Raw genomic sequence first — 22625 nt, forward strand, 5'->3', positions numbered from 1 at the left:
CTTGTGCAGCCGGTCCTCGATCAGCGCCGCTCCCCCGGCGGTGAGCGCCTCACCGGCGATGGTGACGCCCGGTGCCCTGCACATCGGTGCCTGAGAGCCGTCCTCAGGACAGCGCGGTGTGCAACTGCGTCAGCTCCGCGGTTGCACAGCCTCGGGCTGCGCCTTCGCCACCTTGTCGAGCGCGTCCTCCAGCTCCCGCCACTCCTGGGCCTGAGCACGTACGACACCCAGAATGATCGGGACGCAGTGCACCGGGATGGCTTCGAGCACATCACGCCTCAGCATCTGCGCGGGCCTCTGGTGCAGGAGCCTGAGCAGACCGCGCCCGTTCGCCTGGTACTTCAGCGAGGGGTCCTGCCGCAGATTCGCGAGTGCCGCCTCCACGTCGACGGCAGCGGCGGAAGCCTCCTGCTCGGCCGGCGTCTGCGGAACCCGGGCGCTGCACACACGGGTCAGGGCCGCCGGCACCGCGGATCCCGACGGCGCCTTCTCCATGTCGCCCCGGATCCTCCGCACCGTCCCGGGCGAGATGCCCGCCTGCCTGGCGATCTCCCGTAACGACGCGTCGGGCTGCGCCGTGAGGAGTTCCCTGGCGGCGCTGCGCCGGGCCGCGCTGTCCAGCGGCCTGGCCCGTCCGTCGAGGCCGATCCGCACCTGAGGGCCCGGCTCGCCCTGCCCCGCCCTGCCGCGCAGGGCACTCACCGTCTTGCCCGACAGCCCGGACGCCCTGCCGACGGCGCGGTCCGACCATGCCGGGTAGAGCGCGATGACCTGCCGGGCGGCGTTCCTGCGGTCCGCCAGTGTGAGCGGGAGACCGTGGGCGATGTTGGCCTCCACCGCGTACAGAAATGCCTGTACGTCGCTCATGTCGACCAGCCTGACCCGGATTTCGGTCCGCCCGCAGGCAAGGGCGGCCTTCAGCCTGTGCATGCCGTCGATGACGCGCATGGTCCTGCTCTGAACGACGATGGGCGGAAGCTCTTCATCGCATTCGGTGAGAATTCTGACGTGATCCTTGTCTATTCCGCCTATCCGGACATGCCCACCCGGACGAATCTCCCCGACAGGCATCATGATCACTGGCGTCAGGGTCATGAGCGTCAAAACCGGGCCACCCTCGCGTGCCAAGACTTCACCCTCCCCGCAAGCCGCTCCGCATTCCGGTGACTTCGCCTCGATCCGTCTTCGTTTCTTCCCCGCGACAAAGACGGTCCAGACAATCCGGCCATGAGGACATGCAGCCTCATTACCACTCAGGGAGCGCTCCCATGGCCCATCAGCCTGTCGGATGCTAGTCCTTCGGCCGGGACATGAGAAGAGTCGCGGAGACGACTGCGACAGTTGGCCGAGAAGCGGTCCGCCGGGCCCTTCGAGCACCGTCCCCCGAGCACGACGGCCATGGGGCAACAGGACGACAGGGCATGGGAGAAGCGAACCACCGGCGTGGCCTCCCGCCCGGACCGCGCTGTCGCCCGCCGTCCCGTCCGGACGGTGGCACGGCTCCCCACGGCGTCGGCGCACCGGGTGTTTCGTGCCGGTGAATGCCGCCCTTGACCCGTCGTTCGGTCGCGAGTTAACTACCCGAGCACTTGTCCGCTCCATTCACCTTGCGCGGCTCTTATGGCCCACCCGCATCGAAAAGGAGGCCGTAGGTGGCAGCCACATGGGCGTACCGGAAATGAAGTGCGTGATACCGGCCGCCGGTTACGGAACCCGTTTTCTGCCGGCCACCAAGGCGATACCCAAGGAGCTGATTCCTCTCGTCGACAAACCGGTCGCCCAGCATGTGCTAGAGGAGGCGAGATCCGCAGGACTGCACCGGGCCCTCATGGTCGTCGGCCGCCACAAACAGGCGATCGCTGACCATTTCGACCGGTCGATCGAACTGGAGCAGCACCTCATTCGCGAGGGTAAGGAATCGGCGCTGGAACAGATACGCGCCTGTTCGGAACTGGCGGAGATCCATTACGTACGGCAGGGGGAGGAACGGGGGGTGGGTCACGCGGTTCTCTGCGCCCGCACCTATGTGGGCGACCAGCCTTTCGTGGTCCTGCTTCCCGACGAGATCATCGATCGGCGGGCCCGACTGCTGGAACGCATGACGGCTGTCCAGCGGCGCGCGGGCGGCAGCGTGGTGGCCCTCACCGAGGTGGATCCCTCCGAGATCCACCTCTACGGTTCCGCCCGGGTGGAACCGACCGACGAGAAGGACGTCGTCCGGATCACCGGGCTGGTGGAGAAGCCCGGGGCCGGTGATGCTCCCAGCAATCTGGCCGTGGTGGGCCGGTTCGTCCTGGACCCCGGTGTCTTCGCGGAGTTGGAGCGCACTCCCCCGGGACACGGCGGAGAACTGCAGCTCACCGACGCCCTCCACGGCATGGCCCACCAGGATTCCGGCGGCGGGCCGGTCCACGGTGTCATCGTCTCGGGCAGCCGCCACGACACCGGACACCGGGACGGCCATCTGCGCGCCTTCGTCGCGGACGCCTCCCGCGACGGCTGACCTCTGTGCCGTTGCACGGACCGCCACCGCGCCGTACCGCAGAAGAGACCCCGGAACCGTCATTGATCGGAGATGTCTGATCTCGATGCGCAACCTAGCTGTCTTCTCGGCACTCGGCGGCCGCCTTCTTCTGGAGGAGCCGGCCGAAGCCGAAGCCGTACTCGACTTCTTCCGCCGTCCGGACGGGTCGCCGGACCCCGTGCGCTGCGCGCTGCTCCTCGCCGAGGGCAAGGAGGCGGCCGGGCGCCGCATCGGTGACGCGCTCGGCCGTGCGGCCGCCGGGCGGCTCGTGCCCTCGGGCCTTTCGGCCCAGGCCGTGGTCGACGAAGTGGCCTCCTGGGCCATCGAGCTCACCGGCGCCGAGGCGGTGACCGTGTCACTCGTGCTGGCGGGAGTGTCCACCGTGTTCGCCTATGCGGGGACCTCCGAACTCTCCCTGTGCGACGCCGTGTCGGGCGCCGACGGCATCGACCTCGTCAATGGACGCGGCGACAAGGAATCGGCGTTCATGGCGGCCGGTGCCTCGCTCCTGGAGCCGAACCGAGGCGTGGCACTCCTGCACGGTGCCCGCGGGCTGACCAACGCGATGGGCGCCGTGGCGGACGCCCGGAGGAGCGAGGCGGGGACGCTCTGCGTGGTGGGGCTACCTTCGTCGGGCTCGGCCCGTTTCCTCCCTCCGCACGGTGAGGCCGACCTGCTGGCAGGCCTGAGCGGGCTGGTGGACTGGGTGTGGGAGGCCCCGGCCGTGCCGTCCGGCCGCGCGGAACGTCTGCGCGAAGCGGGGCGTTTCGTGCTCCGGCTGCGGCAAGCCCTTGCCGCGTCCTCGCAACCGCCCCACAGGCCCGCCCTGTTCGGCGTCCCCCAGGACGTTCTGGAGACGCCGTGGATTCCGCTGGATGTGCTCTGTTCCCGGCCGGCCGTCCCGGAGGTGTCCGAGTCCGGGCGGTCGGCCGTGGAACGCGTACTGGAGGAGATGGCCGCGGCTGAACGGCCGCTGTTCCTCATCGATGACTACGCCCTGTCCTATCCGGGATTCCGGGAGGCCCTGGACGGCATCAGCAGGCGACTCGGAGCGCCGGTGCTGCAGGTGCGTTACCGGCGCGGCCCCATGCTGTTCGAACGACTGCGGCAGGACGAGGTGGAGAACTTCGTCGGCTGGCTGAATCCGTTCGCCGAGCCCCACACCGATCTCCTGGACTCCTGCGATCTGCTGGTCACCGTGGAGGACCGCAACATCTACGAACGGGTCGTGGGCAGGCTGCCCGGCTGCCGGAAGATCGCGGTCAACACCGACCCGCAGAAGGCCATCAAGAACGAGTACCTCCAGGAGAAGGACCTGCTGCTCGTCGGGCAGCCGACCGAGCTGCTCAACGAGTTGACGACCGGGCTCCAGCAACGGGGAACGGCCCCCGGAGCCCCGTGGTTCGGCGCCGAGGCGCGGGACCCGGAGGGCTCCGACTCCGACGAGGAGGGCCTCCGGGCCCGGGACGGGCGCCGCCCGGTGGTGGAGGCACTCGCACACGTGCTGGCCGGATGGGACCGGCCGGTGCTGGTGGACGACAGCCAGATGTTCGGCGGCCTGATAGCCGAGCACTACGATCTGCTGCCCAAGGGCCTCCGGGTCTTCGGCGGGCACGGCGCCTTCGTGGGCAGCGGGCTGTCGTACGCGACGGGGCTCGCCATCGGCGATCACGGCGCACGCGTGATGTGCACGCTGGGCGATCAGGCCTTCACCAATTCGTTCCAGGGGCTCGTCTCGGCCATGGAACAGAAGGCCCGTGTCCTGTACGTCGTCTGCAACAACGGCGAATCGGTGTCTCTGCAGAAGCAGGGGCGTACGTCGCTCGGCACGAAGGAGCGGCCCTACCTCTCGAACGTCCCCGGACTCCGCTACGAGGCGATCGCCCAGGCCATCGGCATCCCCTGTGTGCGCGTCGCCGTTCCGGTCGGGGGCGCGGCCGAGGAGGTGCGGGAGGCTGTGGTCCGGCTCAATGCCGCTCTGGCCTACGCCGCCACCGTCGACGGGCCGTGCATGGTGGAACTCGTGCTGCCGTCCGCGCCCGAGGTGTGGGCCGGGATCTGGCTCACGAAGGGGCTCGAGAGCACGAAGCCCGAGGGTGCCGGCCCGGCGTCCGAGGACTCCGCACCGATCCCCGTCCTCGCCCGATGACACCGGCGGACACGTGGGCGGAACCGGCCGGGGACGTGGGCCGGCCACGACGGGCGCGCCTGGGCCTGATCGTCGTCTACTTCGTGAACGGGGCGCTGTTCGGCCACTGGGCCTCCCGTATTCCGGCGGTCAAGGACCATGTGGGCGCGGGCACCGGTGAGCTCGGCCTGGCGCTGCTCGGCCTCGCGCTGGGCGCCCTGGTGTCCAAGCAGATGTCGGGACAGGCCGTGGCCCGGTTCGGCAGTGCGCCCGTCGCCCGGGTGGGCATCCTCCTGAGCTGTCCGGCTCTCGTGCTTCCCGCCCTGGTCGACAGCGCGGTCCTTCTGGGGCTGGCCCTCGTCGGGTTCGGCGCCGCGCTCGGTGTGGTCGACGTGGGCATGAACGCCCACGGCGTGACCGTCGAGAAGGCCCTGGGCCGTCCGGTCCTGTCCTCGCTCCATGCTTCGTACAGCGCGGGCGCCCTTCTCGGGGCCGTGGCCGGTGGCGCCGTCGCCGGTCAGGGGATCGGCCCGCAGGCGCACTTCGCGCTCGTCGCCGTCGTGGGGGCCGCGCTCGCCGCCGTGGGAGCGTCGTGGCTCCTGCCCGCCGGGCTGGACTCCGTCCCTCGGACCGGCTCGCAGGGCCGCTGGGTCTCACTGCCGCGGAGCGGGCGGCTCCCCCTGCTGCTGCTGTCGATCGCCGGCCTGTGCGGCATGGCCGTCGAGGGTGTCACCGCCGACTGGGGCGCGGTCCACCTGCGGGAGGATCTCGGCCAGAGCGCGAGTGTCGCGGCGCTTGGCTACGCCGCCTACTCGGTCTTCATGGCGACGGGCCGTGTGTTCGGCGACAGGGCGACCGCCCGGTGGGGAAGCATGCGCGTGGTCATGTGGTCGGTCGCCCCGGCCGCCGCCGTCTTCGCTCTCACCCTGACGACCGGGAACGCCGGCTTCACCCTGTTCGGTTTCGCCTGCCTCGGTCTCGGCCTGTCCGTCAACATCCCGGTGATCTTCTCCATGGCGGGCAGGCTGGGCGGCGACCGCGCGGGCCCCGCCATCACCCTGGTCTCCAGCATCAGTGGCACCGGCTTCTTCGTGGGCCCGCCGGCGGTCGGCTTCCTGGCCGAGGCCGTCGGACTGTCCGCGGCACTGAGCACGGTGAGCCTCCTCGCCCTCACCTCCCCGGTCCTCCTGTACGTCATCAGGAGATCGCAGGGGTCGGCCCCGTCCGTCCCGTCCCCGCCCGTTCCTTCCTCGTGAACACCTTCCATCGCGTCTCGAACAGGGAGAGAAGAATGCCCGGTCTGATACCCACCGATCCCGATGTGCTGGCTACCGCGGTGGCGGACAGCCTTGTCGTCGCCGTGGACGCGGACTCCCGCCGTTCCTGCCTCTTCTACTGGGAGAACGCCCAGCCCTGGCTGCGGGCGGTCGTCGACGCGGTCAGAAGCAGCGAGGACGAGGAGATCAGGACGCTGGGACAGAGCCTGCTCGACAGCCCGGCGGACCCCCGGCACCACCGGGCGCTGAGATCGGTGCTCGCGGCACGTGGAGCGGATGACCCGTCCGTCGTGCCCCTCTTCGAGACCGCGTGGGCGGCGGAGTGCAACAACCGGCTCGGGTACCACCTGGGCGACAAGTACGAGAACGGCGCCGAGTCGGTGTCCCTGGACGCACTGCGCGACCTGACTCCGGTGGCACCGCCCAGCGGCCGGACGGACGCCGAGATCGTCGTCGTCATTCCGTTCCGGGACCGGGACACCGGCGGCATGCGTCTGCGCAACCTCATGGCGTGCCTGCTCTCGCTGGCTGACCAGTCGTATCCCCGTGACCGCTACCAGATCGTGGTGGTGGAGACCGACGACAAACCGCGGTGGCGCGAGGTCCTGGAACCGCATGTCGACCACCACATCTTCGCTCCCAAGCCCGCCTCGTTCAACAAGTCCTGGGCCGTCAACGTAGGGGTGCTGAACGCTCCCGGACGCGCCGAGGCGATCTGCATCCTGGACGCGGACGTCCTCGCGGACCGCGACTTCATCGCCCGTAACGCGGCTCGCTTCGAACGCCCCGGGACGAGCGGCCATCTCACGTACCGCAACATGCTGAGCCTCAGTGAGCGCGCGACGTCGAAGGCCATCGAGCAGCGGCTCTTCCGGGGCGAGGAGCAGGCCGACCCGGCGCTGCTGCGCGGTTTCGAGCTCCGCCGGCCCCCGGGCTGCTGCCTGTGGGTGCGGCGCAGCGCCTTCGACCTGATCTCCGGGATGGACGAGCGCTACGAGGGCTGGGGCGGCGAGGACAACGACTTCGCGTACCGGATGGACTTCAACTCGGCGTTCGACAGCTACGAGGACGTGCTGCTCCACATGGCCCACCCGCCGGCGTCGATCCTCCAGGAGGACGGGGAACTCGTCAATTCACACATTCCGGGGCTGAGTTGGCGCCCGAGCGAGCCGATCGGAGCCATCGATCGCTTCGCCGACGAGAAGTGACGACCGCGGAGCGGGCGCGCGGTACGCCCCGTGTCGTGGTCATCGGTGGTGGCCGCGGGCTGACCGCGACGGTGAGGGCGGCGCGCCGGTACGCCGGCCACACCACCGCCGTCGTCACGACGGCCGACGACAGCGGGTCGACGGGAAGGCTTCGCGCCTCCATGTCCATTCCGGCGCCCGGTGACATCAGGCGGTGTCTCCTCGCGATGGCGGGTGTGGAGGACGACCCGATCGGAAGGGCCTTCGAGTACCGCTTTCCGGGTACGGATCTCGACGGGCACGCGCTCGGCAATCTGGTGCTGGCGGGTCTTGCCACGGTGCGGGGCGGGTTCACGGAGGGGGTCGGGGAGCTCGCTGCGCTGCTCGGCGTCCACCCGGACAGCGCCCAGGTCTTCCCGGCCACGGTGGATCAGGTCGGCCTGCGGGCGACGACGGTCGACGGGCAGGAGGTCGTCGGCCAGTACGCCGTGTCGCAGACCGCGGGCCTGCACCGGGTCGCCCTGGATCCGCCCGGGTGCGGGGCGCCGGACGGGGTGGTGGACGCCATCCTGCGGGCGGACCAGGTCGTGATGGGCCCCGGGTCGGTGTACACATCGGTGCTGGCCGCCGCACTCGTACCGGACGTGTTCGCCGCCCTGAACGCCACCGCCGCGCGGAAGGTGTACGTGTGCAACCTCGAACCCGAACGGGCCGAGACCACGGGTTACGACGTCGCCGCTCATGTGGCCGCGCTGATGGACCACGGTGTGAAGCCGGACCTGGTGCTGGTCAGCAGCGGGGGCGCGCTCCCGCTGGACGACGTGAAGATCGATGTCGTCCAGGCGCCGCTGGCCCTTCCGGACGGCATCACCCACGACAGCGTCGGACTCGCTGCCGCACTGGCAGGTCTGCTTCCCTGACAGCAGGAGGAATCGCCCATGGCCTTTTTCACCATCGCGTGCGCGTTCCACGACACGGAACGGCTTCTGGAAAGGACATTGCCCCTGGCGATCAGGTCCATCACGCGACCCACCCGCCATGACTTCGAAGTGATCCTGGTGGCGGACCGGGCCACCGATGACGCGGTCGCGCGGCTGCTGCCCCGGCTGGAGGAGTTCGGGGTGGATGAACTCCGCTTCCGGCGCACCGATCGCAATTCCTTCGCCGGCCTTCCGTCGAACAATTTCCACGGGAACAACTTCACCGTCACCAACCCCTATCTCATCGTCTTCACGGACGATTCCTTCATCTGGAAGACGGATGAGAACTTCGACGTCCTCGACGCGACGGCAAGGCTGTTCGAGCAGAACCCCGAAGTGACGTTGCTGAGCAAGGTCGACGACCACGAGGAGTGGGACTCGCCCCTCATCGACGTCGGTCCGGAGATCGAGCCCGGGGTCAGGTCCGTGAACCGCGTGGTGGATCAGTTCATGGCGTACGAGACCCGCCGGTTCGAGCCGGTGGCGCGCCGGTTCGGAGCGTGGGACCGGGACGTCTTCACCGGGAAGATGGGGTTCGAGTACCACTGGGAGGCTCTCGCCAGCCATGTGGGGCGGACCGGGGGCCGCAGCATCGCCTGGCCGGGACGGTGGCCGCTGCGCGTCCGGCACTGCGATCTGCGTTTCAACGCCGGCAGTATGCACGGAACCCAGGACGAGGACATCAAGCTCAAATGCTTCGAACGCCTCCTGGAGACCGAAGGACTGCACAAGAAATAGCACGCCGCACATCGAGAGCGAGGAGATGGCTATGCAACGGCCACAGCGGGCGGTCGTCACGGGCGGGGGCGGGTTCATCGGTTCCCATGTGTGCGACAGACTACTGGCTGCCGGCACCGAAGTTGTCTGTGTGGACAATTTCTCCACCGGCCACCGGAGTAACGTCGAGCATCTTGAGGACCACCCCGGATTCACACTCGTCGAGGCGGACGTCACCGAGGAATTCGAGATCCGGGAACCCGTCACGCTCGTCCTGCATCTGGCTTCCCCGGCCTCACTTCCGGAATTCGCCAGGCTGCCGATCGAGACGATGCTCGCCGGGAGCGCGGGAACGTACAACACCTTGCGCATCGCGCGGAGTCACGGTGCGCGCTATGTGCTCGCCTCGACCTCCGAGGTCTACGGCGATCCGCTCGAACACCCGCAGAAGGAGACGTACTGGGGCCATGTCAACCCGATCGGCCCCCGCGCCGTCTACGACGAGGCCAAGCGGTACGCGGAGGCGATGACGGTCGCCTTCCGCCAGACGTACGGCGTGGACACCGGAATCGTCCGGATCTTCAACAGCTACGGGCCCCGGATGCGGGACGACGGCCGGGTGATCCCCAACTTCATCGCACAGGCGCTGGACGAGGTTCCCCTGCTGATCCACGGCGACGGTGAGCAGACGCGGTCGCCCTGCTACGTGGACGACACGGTCCGCGGCATCCTCGCCGTGGCGTCGAGCCGCCTCGGGCAGCCGGTGAACATCGGCAACGTGGAGGAGATCAGCGTGCTCGGACTCGCGCGCCTCGCGCGGGACGCGGTGGGCAGCGGCTCGCCCTTCAAGCACGTCGAGGCCGACCACGACGACCCCCGGCGCCGCCGTCCGGACATCAGCCTGGCGAGGCGCGAACTCGGCTGGGAGCCGCAGGTCTCGTTCGCCCAGGGGCTCGGGCTCACGGTGGCCGCCATGAGGCAGGCGCGTCAGGGCCTCAGCGGATGAGGACGCCACTGATGTCGGACTCCGGGAAGACGGTGAGGGCGCAACCGTGTACGTGATCTCTGTGGTGGGCTGCGGATACCTGGGCGTCACCCATGCGGCGGGCATGGCGGAGCTCGGTCACGACGTCATCGGCATCGACGTGGATGCCGAGAAGGTGGCACTTCTCAACGAGGGCCGGCTGCCGTTCTTCGAGCCCGGTCTCGACGAACTGGTGGTCCGTCACCTGCGGTCGGGACGGCTGCGCTTCAGCACGTCCTACGAGGAGGCCGGGGCCGCGGACGTGCACTTCATCTGCGTAGGCACCCCGCAGCGGCCCGACGGGACGTCGGCGGACCTGAGCCACATCGACGCCGTGGCGGCCGGTCTCGCCCCCCATCTGACCAAGGAGTGCCTGGTCGTCGGGAAGTCCACCGTGCCCGTGGGGACGGCCGGGCATCTGACGGCCGTGCTGCGTGAGCACGCGCCCGCGGGTGACGTCCTGTCCGTGGCCTGGAACCCCGAGTTCCTCAGCGAGGGCAAGGCGGTGGCCGACACGCTGCGCCCCGACCGCATCGTCCTGGGTGTGGAGAACCCCCACTCGGAGAAGACGCTGCGTGACGTCTACGCCCCGTTGATCGAGGCGGGAGTCCCGGTGGTGGTCGCCGACCTCGCCACCGCCGAGGTCATCAAGTCGGCGGCGAACTCCTTCACGGCGACGAAGATCTCCTTCATCAACGCCATCGCGGAGTTCTGCGAGGCGTGCGGGGCCGACGTCAAGGTCGTGACCGAGGCCCTCGCGTACGACCCGAGGATCGGCGGGCAGTTCCTCACCTCCGGGCTCGGTTTCGGCGGCGGCTGCATGCCGAAGGACATCCGGGCGTTCCAGGCCCGCGCCGACGAGCTGGGAGCCCACCGCGCCCTGGCGTTCCTCGCGGAGGTCGACGCGGTGAACCTGCGCCGCCGGGACCGGCTGGTCGAGCTGGTCCGCGAGCAGTGCGGCGGAACGTTCCGGGACCGGCGCATCGCCGTCCTCGGGGCGGCGTTCAAACCGGGGACGGACGACATCAGGGACTCGCCCGCCCTGCACGTCGCGAACGAGATACAGCGCGAGGGGGGTGAGGTGACCGTCCACGACCCCCGGGCCATGGACAACGCCCGCCGGTCCTTCCCTCTCCTGCACTACGCCCCCGACGCCCTGACGGCCGCCGCCGGAGCCGACGCCGTGGCCCTGCTGACCGACTGGCCCGAGTTCGCCGCGCTGGAGCCCGGCCCGCTCGGCCGAGTGGTGCGGCACCGGAGAATCGTCGACGCACGCCATGTACTGGACGACGCCGAGTGGCGCCGGGCGGGGTGGACGTACGTCGCCCCGGGGCGGCCGTCACCTGCGCCGGCCGGGGAGGACGGTTGAACCCGGCACATCGACGGCCCGTTTCATCGAGGTCCTCCGGACACGGCACCGCGCCGCCACCCGGCTGCTGAAGGGCGAATGGCCACGAAGCGGAACGCCGCCCGGCCTAGGGTGCAGCAGACGGGGTTGCCACCACCCCGGTGATCCAGACCCCTCCGGCACCTTCGGACCGCTCCAGAGGAGAACCCTGATGCGCAGTGTGACCTACTCGATGAACGCTTCCCTGGACGGCTTCATCGTGGGTCCGGACGGCGGCTTCGACTGGACGGGCCCCGACGACGATCTCTTCCGCTTCGCCACCGACGAGCTCCGCCAGGTCGGCGTCCATCTGATGGGGCGCCGACTGTACGAGACGATGCTGTACTGGGAGACAGCCGCCGAGCAGGATCCTCCGCTCGACGACTTGAAGCTCGAGTGGGCCGCGCTCTGGAATCCGCTGCCCAAGGTGGTGTTCTCCACCACGCTGTCGACGGTGCAGGGTCATGCCCGCCTGGCCTCCGGCAGCCTCGCTGAGGAGATCGAGCGGTTGCGATCCGAACCGGGAGAGGGCGACATCGCGATCGGAGGCGCGACCCTCGCCGCCGAGGCCGCCGCACTCGGCCTGATCGACGAGTACCGGCCAAGAATCCATCCGGTGCTGGTCGGTGGGGGCATTCCGTACTTTCCCCGGAACGAACGCCGGGTGGACCTCGAACTCCTGGAAACCCGCACCTTCCCGTCGAACGTCCACTGCCTCCGCTACCGCGTGGTGCGCCGGCCCGTGGCGTGATCCACCGTTTCGACGAGATCGGACCGGCCTGCCGGAGTTCCCTTCGTGGCTCGGCCCCAACGTCACCTCCTGGCCGGCAGTCGCTCGTACGGGCAGTGATCGCCCCGGCTCCGGCAGATCGGCCCGCCCCGCCCGTTACCGGCGTTGTCAGTGGCGGCTGCCAAGCTGGCACCACTGACAACTCCGCTCGCGGTGATCAACTGGGGTTCCCATGCCTGATGAACGTTCCGGGTCCGTGCTGCCCTCGACCGGCTTCGACGCCGCGTGGTGCGCCACCGACCTCGGCGAGTACCGCGCCTGCCGTTACACCTATGAGCGCTACCCGTACGAGAGCCTGCCGCCGCTGGACTCCAGCCTGTTCACGGGAGCGTTCCAGTGGCTCGGTGGCGCCCAAGGGCCCGACCCTGAGCAGGTCGCCGAGCTCAACGACGTGGCAGGAGATCTGGCGAGCAAAGGGCTGTCTCTGCCGCAGGACTTCGTCACCTTCCAGACGAGCGCGAATCTGCGCGGCTCACTGGACGAGGTCTCGGTGACCAGCTGCTGGACCGACATCTCGCAACCGCTGCCCAGTCCGGTCGAGCCCGGCTCATTCCTCGTACGGTTCCTGCGGGATCAGCAGGACTGCGTCATCTGGTACCTCTACCTCCGCCCTTCCGGCGAGACGTTCGTCGTGCACTCTCACCTCGACTACGAGTACGAGCTCGAAGCCCGGCGTGACAGGGAGGAGACAGGGAACGACCTCGATGACATGAGGGAGCAGAGGGCCGCGATCCTTTGGTGTGCGCCGTCGTTCGAGGAGTTCGCTCACCGCTTCTGGATCGAGAACCGTCTCTGGTACGGGGTCAACGGCGGCGACCTGTCCCAGCTCGAACCACAGTTGCGCGACTACCTGTATCACTACGCACCGCCCGGGGCTTCCGCATGACGGTGTGTCGGGTTCGATCACCAAGGCGAGGTTCATCGGCGCGGACCAGGTCCGGGACATGGTCCACAACCGCAACGCCGACGGCTTCGACTCCCTCTACCGACGCACGAAGGCAGTCCGCCCACGACGTTCGCCACTCCGGGAACGCGGTGAGATCAGCAGGTTTCCCGCCGCGATCCACTCGCGGGGCGGAGAGATCTGACCAGTGCCTGCACCGGTTGCGGCGCGGCCGTCGCGCCGCACGAGGCTCGTTACGCACGCTCCGCAGGTGGCCACGGAGCCCAGGCAAGAGCGTTTCGCCAGGCAGGGTCGCCATGGGCCCAGTCCTGAACCACCTTGGCAACAGGCTCCACGGCGAACGCGTCGTTCGTCCGCGGCACATGCGCGTGGAAGTGCCTGTCCGGGCCGCCGTCGCGGTATTCGACCCGGTAGCTCAGGTCGTCGTTGAGGTAGACCTGCATGTAGTGCTGGTCCGCGGGTTCGAGGTCGAGTCGCTCGAAGATGACGAAACGCCAGGTCAAGCTCATGTCGGCCAGCAGGTCATGCATCCGGTCGTCGGACGGGTCGTCCCACGACGTCCCGTCCCACTCGATCGCCCGTAGTACTGGTGTTGCCATGCGGCGACTGTACTGGCCGACGACGGCAGGGCCCCAGCAGGGTGCTCCTCATGGAACAGACCCCTTGCTCTCGGCGGACACGTGCGCGGACAGCCCGGGCGTTCCGTGGCGCTGGCACCTCTCCGGCCCCGGCGCGGTCACGGCGGCCCTCACCGGTGTTCGAGGGCTTGCGTCACGCGGTTGAGGTCGTCGGCGGTGAGTGGGGCGGGTGAGCGAGCCGGCCCGTGGCACGCCACCGAACCGGCCGACAGACCTCTGGGCAGGTCGCTCTAGGCAGGTCGCCGCACGGCGTCGGGGATGACCGCCGTCACGAATCTGCTGACGGCTGCCGTGGACGGCGGGCCCGGGTCGCGGTCCGAGAACAGGAGATGCCCGCCGCCGACCAGGGAGAGGGTGAGCGAGTCGATGTCGGCATCGGCCGCGATGCGGCCCCGCTCTCGCTCGTCCGCCAGATAGCCGGAGATCGCCTTCGTGGCCTGGGCGAGAATAGCGATGCCGCCGCCTGGCATGGTCTGCCGCAACCGGGTGCGCAGTTCGTCCCGGAAGGTGATGAGCGGGATGATCGCCACCGGTACCGGCCCGAACAGTGCGGCCAGCGCGCCCACGAGGTTGTCGGTCACCGTGCCGGTCCCGGCGGTCCTTCGCAGCAGGCTCGCCTGCGTGTCGAGCTGTGCGGCCCGGTCGAGGACGAGGTCGGTGAGGAAGGCGTCGAAATCGGCGAAGTGCCGGTGCAGGACGCCTTTGGCGCAGCCTGCTTCGTCGGTGACGGCCCGGCTGGTCAGCCCGTTCGGCCCGTCCCGCAGAAGGATGCGTTCGGCGGCGTCGAACAGCTGCTGCCGCGCGTCGCGAAGGTGTACCCCAGTCGGCACTCGCAGTTCCTCTCGTACGTCGCGGCACACTTTACCGAATGGGCACACGCCCACTAAGGTGGGCACATGCCCATTCCTTTGCGAGAACAACCAGAACCGTCGCGTGCGGAGCCGCACAAGGCCCGGCGGATGGCCGAGGCGTTCGGAACGGACGCACAGCGCTACGACCGGGCCCGACCCGGCTACCCCGAGGCACTGGTGGCACGGATCGTGGCCGGCAGCCCCGGGCGCGACGTGCTCGACGTCGGCTGCGGTACCGGCATCGCAGCCCGGCAGTTCCAGGCGGCAGGCTGCGCGGTGCTCGGCATAGAGCCCGATGCCCGGATGGCCGAGCTGGCGCGAGGCCACGGCCTGCGGGTGGAAAATTCGGGCTTCGAAGCCTGGCAGTCCGACGGCCGCATGTTCGACGCGGTCGTCGCCGCCCAGTCGTGGCACTGGGTGGATCCGGCCGCCGGCGCCCTGAAGGCGGCTCACGTACTGCGCCCCGGAGGGCGGCTGGCGATCTTCGGCCATGTGTACGAGCCGCCTGCCGAGGTGGCGGATCCTTTCGCCGCCGCCTACCGGCGGGCCGCGCCCGACTCCCCGTTCAGCGGCCGGCCCGCCCGACGTCCGCTCAGCCTCTACCGGGCGGCGTACGAGAAGTCCGCCGACACGATCCGCGACACCGGCCACTTCGACGAACCCGAGCAGTGGCAGTTCGACTGGGAACGGTCCTATACGCGCGACCAGTGGCTGGACCTGCTGCCGACCACAGGCGGCCTCACCCAGCTCCGCCCCGAGCAACTGGCCGAGGTACTGGACGCGGTCGGGACCGCCATCGACTCGCTGGGCGGACGCTTCACGATGCACTACACGACGCCGGCCGTGACCGCCGTACGCTCCGGCACCTCCTGAACTCGTCCGCCGGGCCGACGGCGACGCGCCGACCCGGCACGGGGCGGCCGGCGAGCTCTCGACGGGCGCCACTCACCCCTGCGCGAGATAAGTGGATAGCTCATCCGCATACGTGTTACGCTCCGTCAACCGGATGACCTATCCGCATAACCGGCCCTGGAGTGAACGATCATGAAGAGGACCGCCGTCGTCACAGCCGGAACAGCCGGTATCGGCCTGGAGACCGCACTGGGACTGGCCGCCGCCGGATTCTCGGTCACCGTCGTCGGACGAGACGCCGACCGGGGCGCCCGGGCGGTCGGCCGGATCAACGCGACGAACCCGGTCCACCCCGCCCGGTTCCTCCCCGCCGACCTCTCCTCCCTCGACGCGGTGCGCGCGCTCGCCGACCGGATCGGTTCCGAGCACGCGGTCTCGGGTGAGCCACTGACGGTCCTGGTCAACAACATCGGGGCGATGTTCGCGGACCGACGTGAACTGAGCGGCGTGGAGGCGTCGTTCGTCCTGAACCATCTCTCGCCGTATCTCCTGACCGAGCTGCTGCTGCCCACACTGACGGCCGGCGCCCCGAGCAGGATCGTCAACGTGACCTCGGGTGCGGTCGTCGCCGCCAAGCGGGTGTTCGACACGGTCGAACCGCCCGGGGACTACTACGGCTTCCACTGGTACGGCCGCGCCAAGCTCGCCAACCTCGCCTACACGCTCGACCTGGCCGCCCGGCTCGACGGCACGGGCGTATCCGTGTTCGCTGCGGACCCCGGCGGCGCCGCGACCGATATGACCAACGGCACCATGAACGACCCGAAGATCGTCTCCCCCGGGCTGCGGCTGCTGTGGCCGCTGGTGCGTCGCACCTTCGCACGCTCGACCTCCGGCCCGGCGTCCACGGCGGCCCGGTCGTCCGTCATCGCCGCCACCGACAGCACCCTGACGGGTCGTACGGGCCTCGTCATCGGCGCCGGCACACGCCCGGTCGCACCGCACCGCACCGCGACGGACCCTCGCGTCGCCGACGCCGTCCGGCGGCTCAGCGAGCAGTACGCACCCCTCGCGTCCGCCTGAGCCGCCCTGCGGCGACGGCACGGGCGACGAGCTATACGGATGAGGCATCCGGTTACCATGTCCCCATGCCGACGACGCCGCCACTGCGCAAGGACGCCGCCCAGAACCGGGACCAGATCGTCGCCATCGCCCGTGCCCTCGTCGACGAGGGCACACCGTTGCAGCTCAACGACGTGGCCCGACGTGCCGGAATGGGTGTCGGCACCGTCTACCGCCACTTCGCCACACCGGAAGCGCTGCTGGAGACCGTCGCCACCCCCTGTCTGGAAGCGCTGGCGGCACACGGCGAGCAGGCGCTGGCCGACCCCGACCCGTTGCGCGCCCTGGAGGGCTTCCTGGCCCGCACCGTCGAAGCGCAGGTCGGCGACGCATCCCTGGCCCCTGTCACCGCGGCGGCTGAGAACGTCCTGCCGCACACCACGGCACTCAAGGCGTCGCTCTGGTCGGCAGGCACCGCGCTCCTCGACCGGGCTCGCGCGGCCGGGACCGTGCGCCCCGATCTGACCCCGGCCGACCTGGTCCCGCTCATGTGCGGAATCGCCTACGCCGTGGACGTCCACGGCGGAGATCCCGCCGACAGGGTCGGCACCGCTCGTCGCTATCTGACCGCACTCCTCGGGGGCCTCCGAGCCGTACCCCCGGAAGCGTGAGCCGCGTACCCCCTCACGCGGACCGGGCTCACACGGACCGGGTCTCAGCCCCCGGCCTCGGCCAGGTATACCGCCACCGGGCCCAGCGTCAGCATTCCGCTCGTGGCGCCGGCGTCCTCCGCGGCGGCATCCCGCAGGGAGGCCACGGCGCGTGCCGCGATCCCGGGCTCGCCCAGGCGTACGGCGGCGCGGGCCGTCAGGCACCACATGGCCTCCTGCATGTGGTCGTGCGCCGGTTCGGGCATCACGGCCAGGGCGGTACGGGCCTCCTCGGCCCGGTCCTCGGCCAGCAGCACGAGGGGGCGCGCCCATGGCAGGTACGGACCCCAGTCGAGCTGCGGGTCGGTCGGCGCGGGCCGGCCGTGCAGCAGCCGCAGCCCCAGGAGGGCCAGCGGGAACAGGCCGCGGTGGAGCCCTGGCATTCCGGCGGCCCGAAGGGCGTCCTCGGCGGCGCGGTAGAGCGCTGCGGCCGTGGCGGCCGTCGGGCCGCCGGGCTCGGTGCTGCGGGCGGCAGCGGCCCTGGCCCGGAACCATCCGGTGAGGACGGGAACGAGGGGCGCCTCGGTGAGATCGGCCAGCTGTTCGGCGGCTTCGGCGTGCGCGGCCGCGGCGTCGAGGTCGCCGAGCGCGGAGGCGGACTGCAGGCGGGCGAGCCGGCCGAGCACGGCGAAATTGGGCAGCCCGTGCAGGGTGGCCAGGTCGACGATCTCGGAGCCGATCGCGTCCCGTACCCCCGCGAGCCCGGGCCGGTGGAAGGACTGGAGGAACACCCCGTTGAGGGCGAAGGCCAGCAGGGCGGGATCGGCCAGGTCCCGCGCCAGTGCCTCGGCCTGCCCTGCCGCCTGCCGCGCGCGCTCCAGCTCGGCCGCGGAGAGATCGCCGCTGCGGCTCTCGACGGCGATCGTGGCCAGGAGGCGGGCGGACAGGGCGGCGGGACCGTCCGGGCCGAGCGCGGTGAGCGTGCGCTCGGCAGCCGCGACGACGGCGCGTGACTGCTCAGGATCGTCGGCCCGGCTCCAGACGGCGGGCACGTCGTAGGCACCGATGATCCGGGCGGTCAGGGAGACGTCTCCCGTACGTTCCGCCGCCTGGACCGCGGCGAGGCGGTCGCGCCGTGAGTGGACCAGGGCGTCGCCACCGGCCAGTGCGAGGGTGCGGGCCAGATCCACGGTGGTACGCGGGCCCAGCGGGACACCGGGGCCGCTCCACCCCGTACGTACGCCGTCGAGGGGATCGGTCCCGTTGAGGATGTCCGTCTCCAGGCGCTGGAGTTCGGCGCTCGGGTCCAGTCCGAGCCGGCCGACGAGCATCGCGCGGGCGCGGCGGAGCGTGGCCAGGGCGTCGGCCTGGCGGCCCGCGCGGTACAGCGCGCGGGCGAGCAGCCCCCAGGCCGGCTCGCGCCACGGATGTTCGGAGACATGGGCACCGAGTTCCGCGACGAGGCCGGGCCCTTCCCCGGAGTCGATCAGGATGCGGGCGCGCAGTTCCACCGCCTCCAGCCTCAACTCCTCCAGCCGGGTCCGCTCGCGCTGCGCCCATGGGGAGCCGGGAACGTCGGCATAGGCGGGACCGCGCCAGGCGGCGAGCACGGCGCCGAGAGCGGGCACGGCGGCGGAGTCACGCCGGGCGCGGGCCAGGGTGTCCTCGAACAGATGGACGTCCACGTCCTCACGCGGCAGGCGCAGCACATAGCCGGGCCCCTCGGTGACGATCACGCGCGGCGGATCGCGGGGCGGCCTGTCGGGTTCGAGGGCGCGGCGCAGAGCGGCGACGAAGGTCCGCAACGCGCCGACGGCGCGGGCGGGCGGATCGGTCCACAGGTCGTCGACGAGGGTGTCGGTGGTGACCATGCGCCCCTCGGCGGCGACGAGCCGGGCGAGCACCTCGCGATGACGGGGTCCGCCCAGGTCGACCGGGCTGCCGTCGTCGCTGAGGGCCCGCACGGCGCCGAGCACGTCGATTCGCATGCCCCCATCCTCCGTGTCGCGGAGCGCCGCGCCCAACCGTACTGATCAGTTGCTGATCGCCTCCGTACAGGCTGATCCGGTCAGCCCCCGACCGAAGGACGCCCGTCATGACGCTCACCGTTCCCGGCTTCGACCACACCCGCCTGCCCGGTGCGGGCGGTGTGGAACTGGCCGCCGCCGTCGGCGGCACCGGCAGCCCGGTCGTGCTGTTGCACGGCTTCCCGCAGACCCACCTGATGTGGCGGCACGTCGCCGAGCGGCTCGCGGATGAGCACACGGTGATCTGCCCCGACCTGCGGGGATACGGCGCCAGCGGCAAGCCCCCGGCCACCGGCCCCGATGTGTACTCCAAGCGCACCATGGCCGCGGACATCGTGGACCTGGCGGCGGCGCTCGGCCACGAGCGTTTCGCTCTCGTCGGCCACGACCGGGGCGCTCTGGTCGCCTTCCGGGCGGGGCTGGACCACCCCGAGACCGTCACGCACCTGGGCATCCTGGACGTCGTACCGACGCTCGACATGTGGAACGTCCTGCACGGTGTCTCGGCGGCGGTCGGCTACCACCTCTTCCTGATGGCGCAGCCGCCGGGCCTGCCGGAGACGCTGATCAGCAACAGCGCGGACGCGTTCTTCGGCTCGTTCCTCGACGCCTGGGCCGGGGACTCGGCCGCCCTGCCGGAGGATGTGCGTGCCGAGTACCTGCGGGCCAGCGCCGAGGCGGTGACGTCGATCGTCGCGGACTACCGGGCATCGGCGGGGATCGACGTCACGCACGACCAGGCGGACCTGGACGCGGGGTCACAGCTGGCCATGCCCGTGACGGTCGTCCAGCAGGACTGGGGCGCGCAGCTGGGGTACGACGCCGCCGCGGTGTGGAAGGCGTGGGCACCGGACCTGGACCACCGGCTGACCCGGGCGGGGCACTTCATGGCCGAGGAGGCGCCCGACGAGATCGCGACGGCGATCCGGGACCTGCTGGCCCGCTGAATCGCCTGCCCCGGAGCTGGCCGGCCGGCCTCGTCCCGGCCGGCGGGCTCCAGGGCGTACGGGAGGGCGCGATGGCGGCCGTACAGCCAGGGAACTCGCCGGTCCGGCTCCGACGACGTTCCGGGCGGCGCCCCGCGCCCGCCCTCTCAGCTCCGGATCCGCGCACGCAGAGCGTGGACGGACCAGTCGAGCACCGGCCGCAGGCTCTCCGGGGCCGGCCATCCGTTGATCACCCCGAGCAGCGAGAGGTACTGCTCTCTGCGCGGGTCGTTCATGCGTTCCAGCCGGGACAGAAGCCGCACGCGGGGATCGGTGTCGTCCGGGGAATCCACGAGAGGGGCGCAGCGGCTCATGAGGTCGGAGACGATCGGTTCGGCCAGGGATGAGTCGGGGTCGATGCCTCGTGCCACGGCCGGGGCGATCCGGTCACGGACGACCGCGGCCAAGTCGCCCTGTGCTGTGGGTGGTTCTCCCTGAGGATGCCCGGCCACCTGCTCCTCGGCCAACTGCCTCAGATGGGCACGGAACTCCGGGTCCTGCGAGAGTTCGGCCAGTTCCACCCAGGCCTGGACCTGTTCCACATCGGGATCGTCCGGCAGTTCCGGAGTCATCGAGCGCATGATCCCCGCGGGCATCGGGCCGTTGCCCACATCGCCGAGGGTGGCTTCGAGGAACTCGTCGATCAGCCGCCGTCGTTCGGCTTCGGAGAGCTTGGCAAGCCGGTGCATCAGGTTGGTCTCCTCAAGGGTGGCTCCGCGCTTCGCCACAGCGCTCAGCACCGCGCGCCGCATCCGCAGGATCCGGATCTGCGCCTCCAGCGCCTCGGCCTGTGCGGCGGCGGCGTCCGAGAGGGCGAGTTCCCGGTCCATGACCTTCCGGACGACTGCGAGATCCAGTCCGAGATCGCGCAGGGTACGCACGAGATCCAGGCGTGCGACGGCACCGCTGTCGTAGAGGCGGTAGCCGGCCGGGCTGCGGTCCGCGGGTGGGATGAGCCCGTTGTCGGAGTAGAACCGGATGGTCTTGACCGTCATACCTGTTCGCCGGGCGAGCTCGCCGATCGAGTGGAGCGTGTGGCCGTTCATGTCCCCACTCTCAGGTCTCCCCCTGCTGGAGACTCAAGCGCCCCGCTCTCCGGGGGCGCCGCGCCCGATGCGGCTCCTCACCGCGTCGGGGCCGCCCTGCGGGCCACGTCTCGACCGGGTGGCCCCCTGCCTCGGCGTCGGCGCGTGCTCGGGGGACCTCATCGGGCACTACCGATCCTGCCCGAACTGTGCGATGTCCGAAACGGGGTGAAGGCAGTGAGCATCCCCGCGGCCTCCACACCCGGGCGGGGCCGGCAGGGTCGCCTGCAAGACCGACCGGATGCCACGCGGAACCGGTACCTCCCACCAGGGGTGGCGTCACCGCATCCGGCTCTGCGGGCGCCCGGTACGGCCGGACGGGACACAGCCGCCCGGGCCGGGCCTCGGAAGACCCGGCCCGGGCGACCGGTTACCAGCCCAGCGGAAGCGTGGCGAGCTTCTGGTCGAGCAGGCCGGAGATGATCCGATGGTCGTGCAGCGAGGGGTGCCAGTCGCAGCCAAGGCGGTCCAGGGCCGGATCGTCGTAGTACCAGTGGACGATCCGGCCGTCGCCCCGCGCGTTGCGCTCCTGCACGATGCGCTGTGTGGTGTCGGCGAAGGGGGTGCCGGACACGAGGGTGGAGCTGACCACCAGGTGGGTCCGGGGTCCGTAGCGTGCGCGCAGGGTGTCGAGGAAGCCGTGGTAGGCGCTCGCGTAGGCGGTGACCAGGTCGTCCTGGGTGGCCCACTGCTCACCGGGATTGAGCGGGGTCGAGAAGTCGTTGATGCCCAGGCCGATGACGACGACCTGAGGCTGCCAGGTGCCCGGGTTCCGCCAGACGTCGCCCGCGATGTTCAGCAGGGCCCGCTCGTAGTACGTGCGGTAGTCGGTACCGGGCTCGCCGCCGTTGTAGTTGCGGACCATGCCTCGGCCCGAGAAGGCGTTCTGCTGGTAGTCGGCGCGGAGTCTCCTGGCGGTCAGTGCGCCGAAGGCGAGATAGGCGTTGCTGTTGCGGTTGACCCCTCCGATCGGGGAGCAGTCGCGTGTGCCCGAGGTGTTGCCGTATCCGGCGGTGAAGGAGTCGCCGATGAACTCGATCTGTCTGCGGCGAGGCGCGGCGGGCGGGAGGACGGTGCCGCCCCCCGCCGCGACGAACCCACCGAACCGTCCGACGGCCCACGGGCTTTCCGTACGCTTGACGAGCCGCACGCTGTGCACCCCGTCGGCGAGATCGCCGACCCAGGACGTGACCTGACCGGGTGTCACGAGGGTGCTGACGGTCTCTCCGTCGATCTGGACGTCGTAGTCGTTGTCGGAGTCGGCGAGCACGATCCCGACGCCGGTGCCCTTGAACCGGCCTTCGAAGGCGATGCCGGGCCAGGTGTACTCCACGAATCCGTCGGCGGCCTTCTTGACGCGGCCCACCGTCCGGAAGGAGGCAGCGGCGACGGGCGGCCGTGAGGGGCGCGCGACGGCGGTGTGGGCGGGGGTGGCAAGGGCGACGACGCCCGCCGCGCCGGCCGTGAGCAGCGCCCTCCGGGAGAGAGCGGGAATGCTTCGCATGCGTGTTCCTTCCGTTGGCGTGGAATCGGCAGACGTGATGCGGGAGCGCTCC

21 protein-coding genes are annotated in these 22625 nt (G+C 70.5%); 15 read left to right on the forward strand and 6 right to left on the reverse strand.

Features of this window, described 5'->3' with window-relative positions; genetic code table 11:
* Positions 1-129: 129 nt before the first annotated feature.
* Positions 130-948 (reverse strand): ParB/RepB/Spo0J family partition protein, encoded by an 819-nt coding sequence (locus AMK10_RS38805; RefSeq protein WP_158070915.1) that lies wholly within the window; start codon positions 946-948, stop codon positions 130-132.
* Positions 949-1663: 715 nt separating this feature from the next.
* Between AMK10_RS38805 and AMK10_RS32125 the strand changes: the two genes are divergently transcribed.
* From AMK10_RS32125 to AMK10_RS32175, 11 genes are all read left to right on the forward strand, one after another.
* On the forward strand, positions 1664-2503 hold the full coding sequence (locus AMK10_RS32125; protein ID WP_073752457.1) for a UTP--glucose-1-phosphate uridylyltransferase: 840 nt from the start codon (positions 1664-1666) through the stop codon (positions 2501-2503).
* Between the two features lie 85 nt (positions 2504-2588).
* Complete coding sequence (locus tag AMK10_RS32130; RefSeq protein WP_073752459.1) at positions 2589-4673, forward strand: thiamine pyrophosphate-binding protein; 2085 nt, start codon at positions 2589-2591, stop codon at positions 4671-4673.
* Positions 4670-5908, forward strand: coding sequence for an MFS transporter (locus AMK10_RS32135; RefSeq protein WP_073752462.1), 1239 nt, complete (start codon positions 4670-4672; stop codon positions 5906-5908). Before AMK10_RS32130 ends, AMK10_RS32135 begins: the two co-directional genes overlap by 4 nt.
* 35 nt (positions 5909-5943) lie before the next feature.
* Positions 5944-7137: a glycosyltransferase gene (locus AMK10_RS32140; protein ID WP_073752464.1), complete on the forward strand. Its 1194-nt coding sequence runs from the start codon at positions 5944-5946 to the stop codon at positions 7135-7137.
* Positions 7134-8036, forward strand: a complete 903-nt coding sequence (locus tag AMK10_RS32145; protein WP_073752466.1) for a gluconeogenesis factor YvcK family protein — start codon at positions 7134-7136, stop codon at positions 8034-8036. The genes AMK10_RS32140 and AMK10_RS32145 overlap by 4 nt, the downstream gene beginning before the upstream one ends.
* Positions 8037-8054: 18 nt before the next feature.
* The gene (locus AMK10_RS32150) at positions 8055-8834 is read left to right on the forward strand and encodes a hypothetical protein (protein ID WP_073752469.1); all 780 of its coding nucleotides are present in this window, start codon (positions 8055-8057) and stop codon (positions 8832-8834) included.
* Between the two features lie 25 nt (positions 8835-8859).
* Positions 8860-9819: a GDP-mannose 4,6-dehydratase gene (locus tag AMK10_RS32155; RefSeq protein ID WP_073752471.1), complete on the forward strand. Its 960-nt coding sequence runs from the start codon at positions 8860-8862 to the stop codon at positions 9817-9819.
* A 46-nt stretch (positions 9820-9865) separates the two neighbouring features.
* On the forward strand, positions 9866-11206 hold the full coding sequence (locus AMK10_RS32160) for a UDP-glucose dehydrogenase family protein (protein ID WP_274535363.1): 1341 nt from the start codon (positions 9866-9868) through the stop codon (positions 11204-11206).
* 190 nt (positions 11207-11396) lie between these two features.
* Positions 11397-11975, forward strand: a complete 579-nt coding sequence (locus tag AMK10_RS32165) for a dihydrofolate reductase family protein (RefSeq protein ID WP_073752473.1) — start codon at positions 11397-11399, stop codon at positions 11973-11975.
* A 211-nt stretch (positions 11976-12186) separates the two neighbouring features.
* The gene (locus AMK10_RS32170; protein ID WP_073752475.1) at positions 12187-12900 is read left to right on the forward strand and encodes a hypothetical protein; all 714 of its coding nucleotides are present in this window, start codon (positions 12187-12189) and stop codon (positions 12898-12900) included.
* Between the two features lie 4 nt (positions 12901-12904).
* Positions 12905-13102, forward strand: a complete 198-nt coding sequence (locus tag AMK10_RS32175; protein ID WP_073752477.1) for a hypothetical protein — start codon at positions 12905-12907, stop codon at positions 13100-13102.
* Positions 13103-13151: 49 nt separating this feature from the next.
* Here the strand turns inward: AMK10_RS32175 and AMK10_RS32180 are convergent, their stop codons facing one another.
* Together AMK10_RS32180 and AMK10_RS32185 are read right to left on the reverse strand one after the other, a co-directional pair.
* Positions 13152-13517, reverse strand: coding sequence for a hypothetical protein (locus tag AMK10_RS32180; protein WP_073752479.1), 366 nt, complete (start codon positions 13515-13517; stop codon positions 13152-13154).
* 269 nt (positions 13518-13786) lie between these two features.
* Complete coding sequence (locus AMK10_RS32185; protein ID WP_073752481.1) at positions 13787-14386, reverse strand: TetR/AcrR family transcriptional regulator; 600 nt, start codon at positions 14384-14386, stop codon at positions 13787-13789.
* A gap of 66 nt (positions 14387-14452) precedes the next feature.
* Here AMK10_RS32185 and AMK10_RS32190 point away from each other — a divergent pair, with 66 nt between their 5' ends.
* The 3 genes from AMK10_RS32190 to AMK10_RS32200 all read left to right on the forward strand — a co-directional run bounded on the left by AMK10_RS32190 (position 14453) and on the right by AMK10_RS32200 (position 16992).
* The gene (locus AMK10_RS32190) at positions 14453-15280 is read left to right on the forward strand and encodes a class I SAM-dependent methyltransferase (protein ID WP_073752483.1); all 828 of its coding nucleotides are present in this window, start codon (positions 14453-14455) and stop codon (positions 15278-15280) included.
* A 171-nt stretch (positions 15281-15451) separates the two neighbouring features.
* On the forward strand, positions 15452-16342 hold the full coding sequence (locus AMK10_RS32195) for an SDR family NAD(P)-dependent oxidoreductase (RefSeq protein WP_073752485.1): 891 nt from the start codon (positions 15452-15454) through the stop codon (positions 16340-16342).
* A gap of 65 nt (positions 16343-16407) precedes the next feature.
* Positions 16408-16992 (forward strand): TetR/AcrR family transcriptional regulator, encoded by a 585-nt coding sequence (locus AMK10_RS32200; protein WP_073752487.1) that lies wholly within the window; start codon positions 16408-16410, stop codon positions 16990-16992.
* 44 nt (positions 16993-17036) lie between these two features.
* Here the strand turns inward: AMK10_RS32200 and AMK10_RS32205 are convergent, their stop codons facing one another.
* Complete coding sequence (locus AMK10_RS32205; RefSeq protein WP_073752489.1) at positions 17037-18959, reverse strand: AfsR/SARP family transcriptional regulator; 1923 nt, start codon at positions 18957-18959, stop codon at positions 17037-17039.
* A 107-nt stretch (positions 18960-19066) separates the two neighbouring features.
* Between AMK10_RS32205 and AMK10_RS32210 the strand changes: the two genes are divergently transcribed.
* Complete coding sequence (locus AMK10_RS32210) at positions 19067-19945, forward strand: alpha/beta fold hydrolase (protein ID WP_073752491.1); 879 nt, start codon at positions 19067-19069, stop codon at positions 19943-19945.
* Positions 19946-20091: 146 nt separating this feature from the next.
* Here AMK10_RS32210 and AMK10_RS32215 read toward each other — a convergent pair whose 3' ends face one another.
* Together AMK10_RS32215 and AMK10_RS32220 are read right to left on the reverse strand one after the other, a co-directional pair.
* Entirely contained in the window at positions 20092-21030 is a 939-nt protein-coding gene (locus AMK10_RS32215) for a MerR family transcriptional regulator (protein ID WP_073752493.1), read from the reverse strand.
* Between the two features lie 409 nt (positions 21031-21439).
* Complete coding sequence (locus AMK10_RS32220; RefSeq protein WP_198959837.1) at positions 21440-22573, reverse strand: SGNH/GDSL hydrolase family protein; 1134 nt, start codon at positions 22571-22573, stop codon at positions 21440-21442.
* Positions 22574-22625: the final 52 nt, after the last annotated feature.

This window comes from Streptomyces sp. CB02058, assembly GCF_001905505.1.
Lineage (GTDB): Bacteria > Actinomycetota > Actinomycetes > Streptomycetales > Streptomycetaceae > Streptomyces.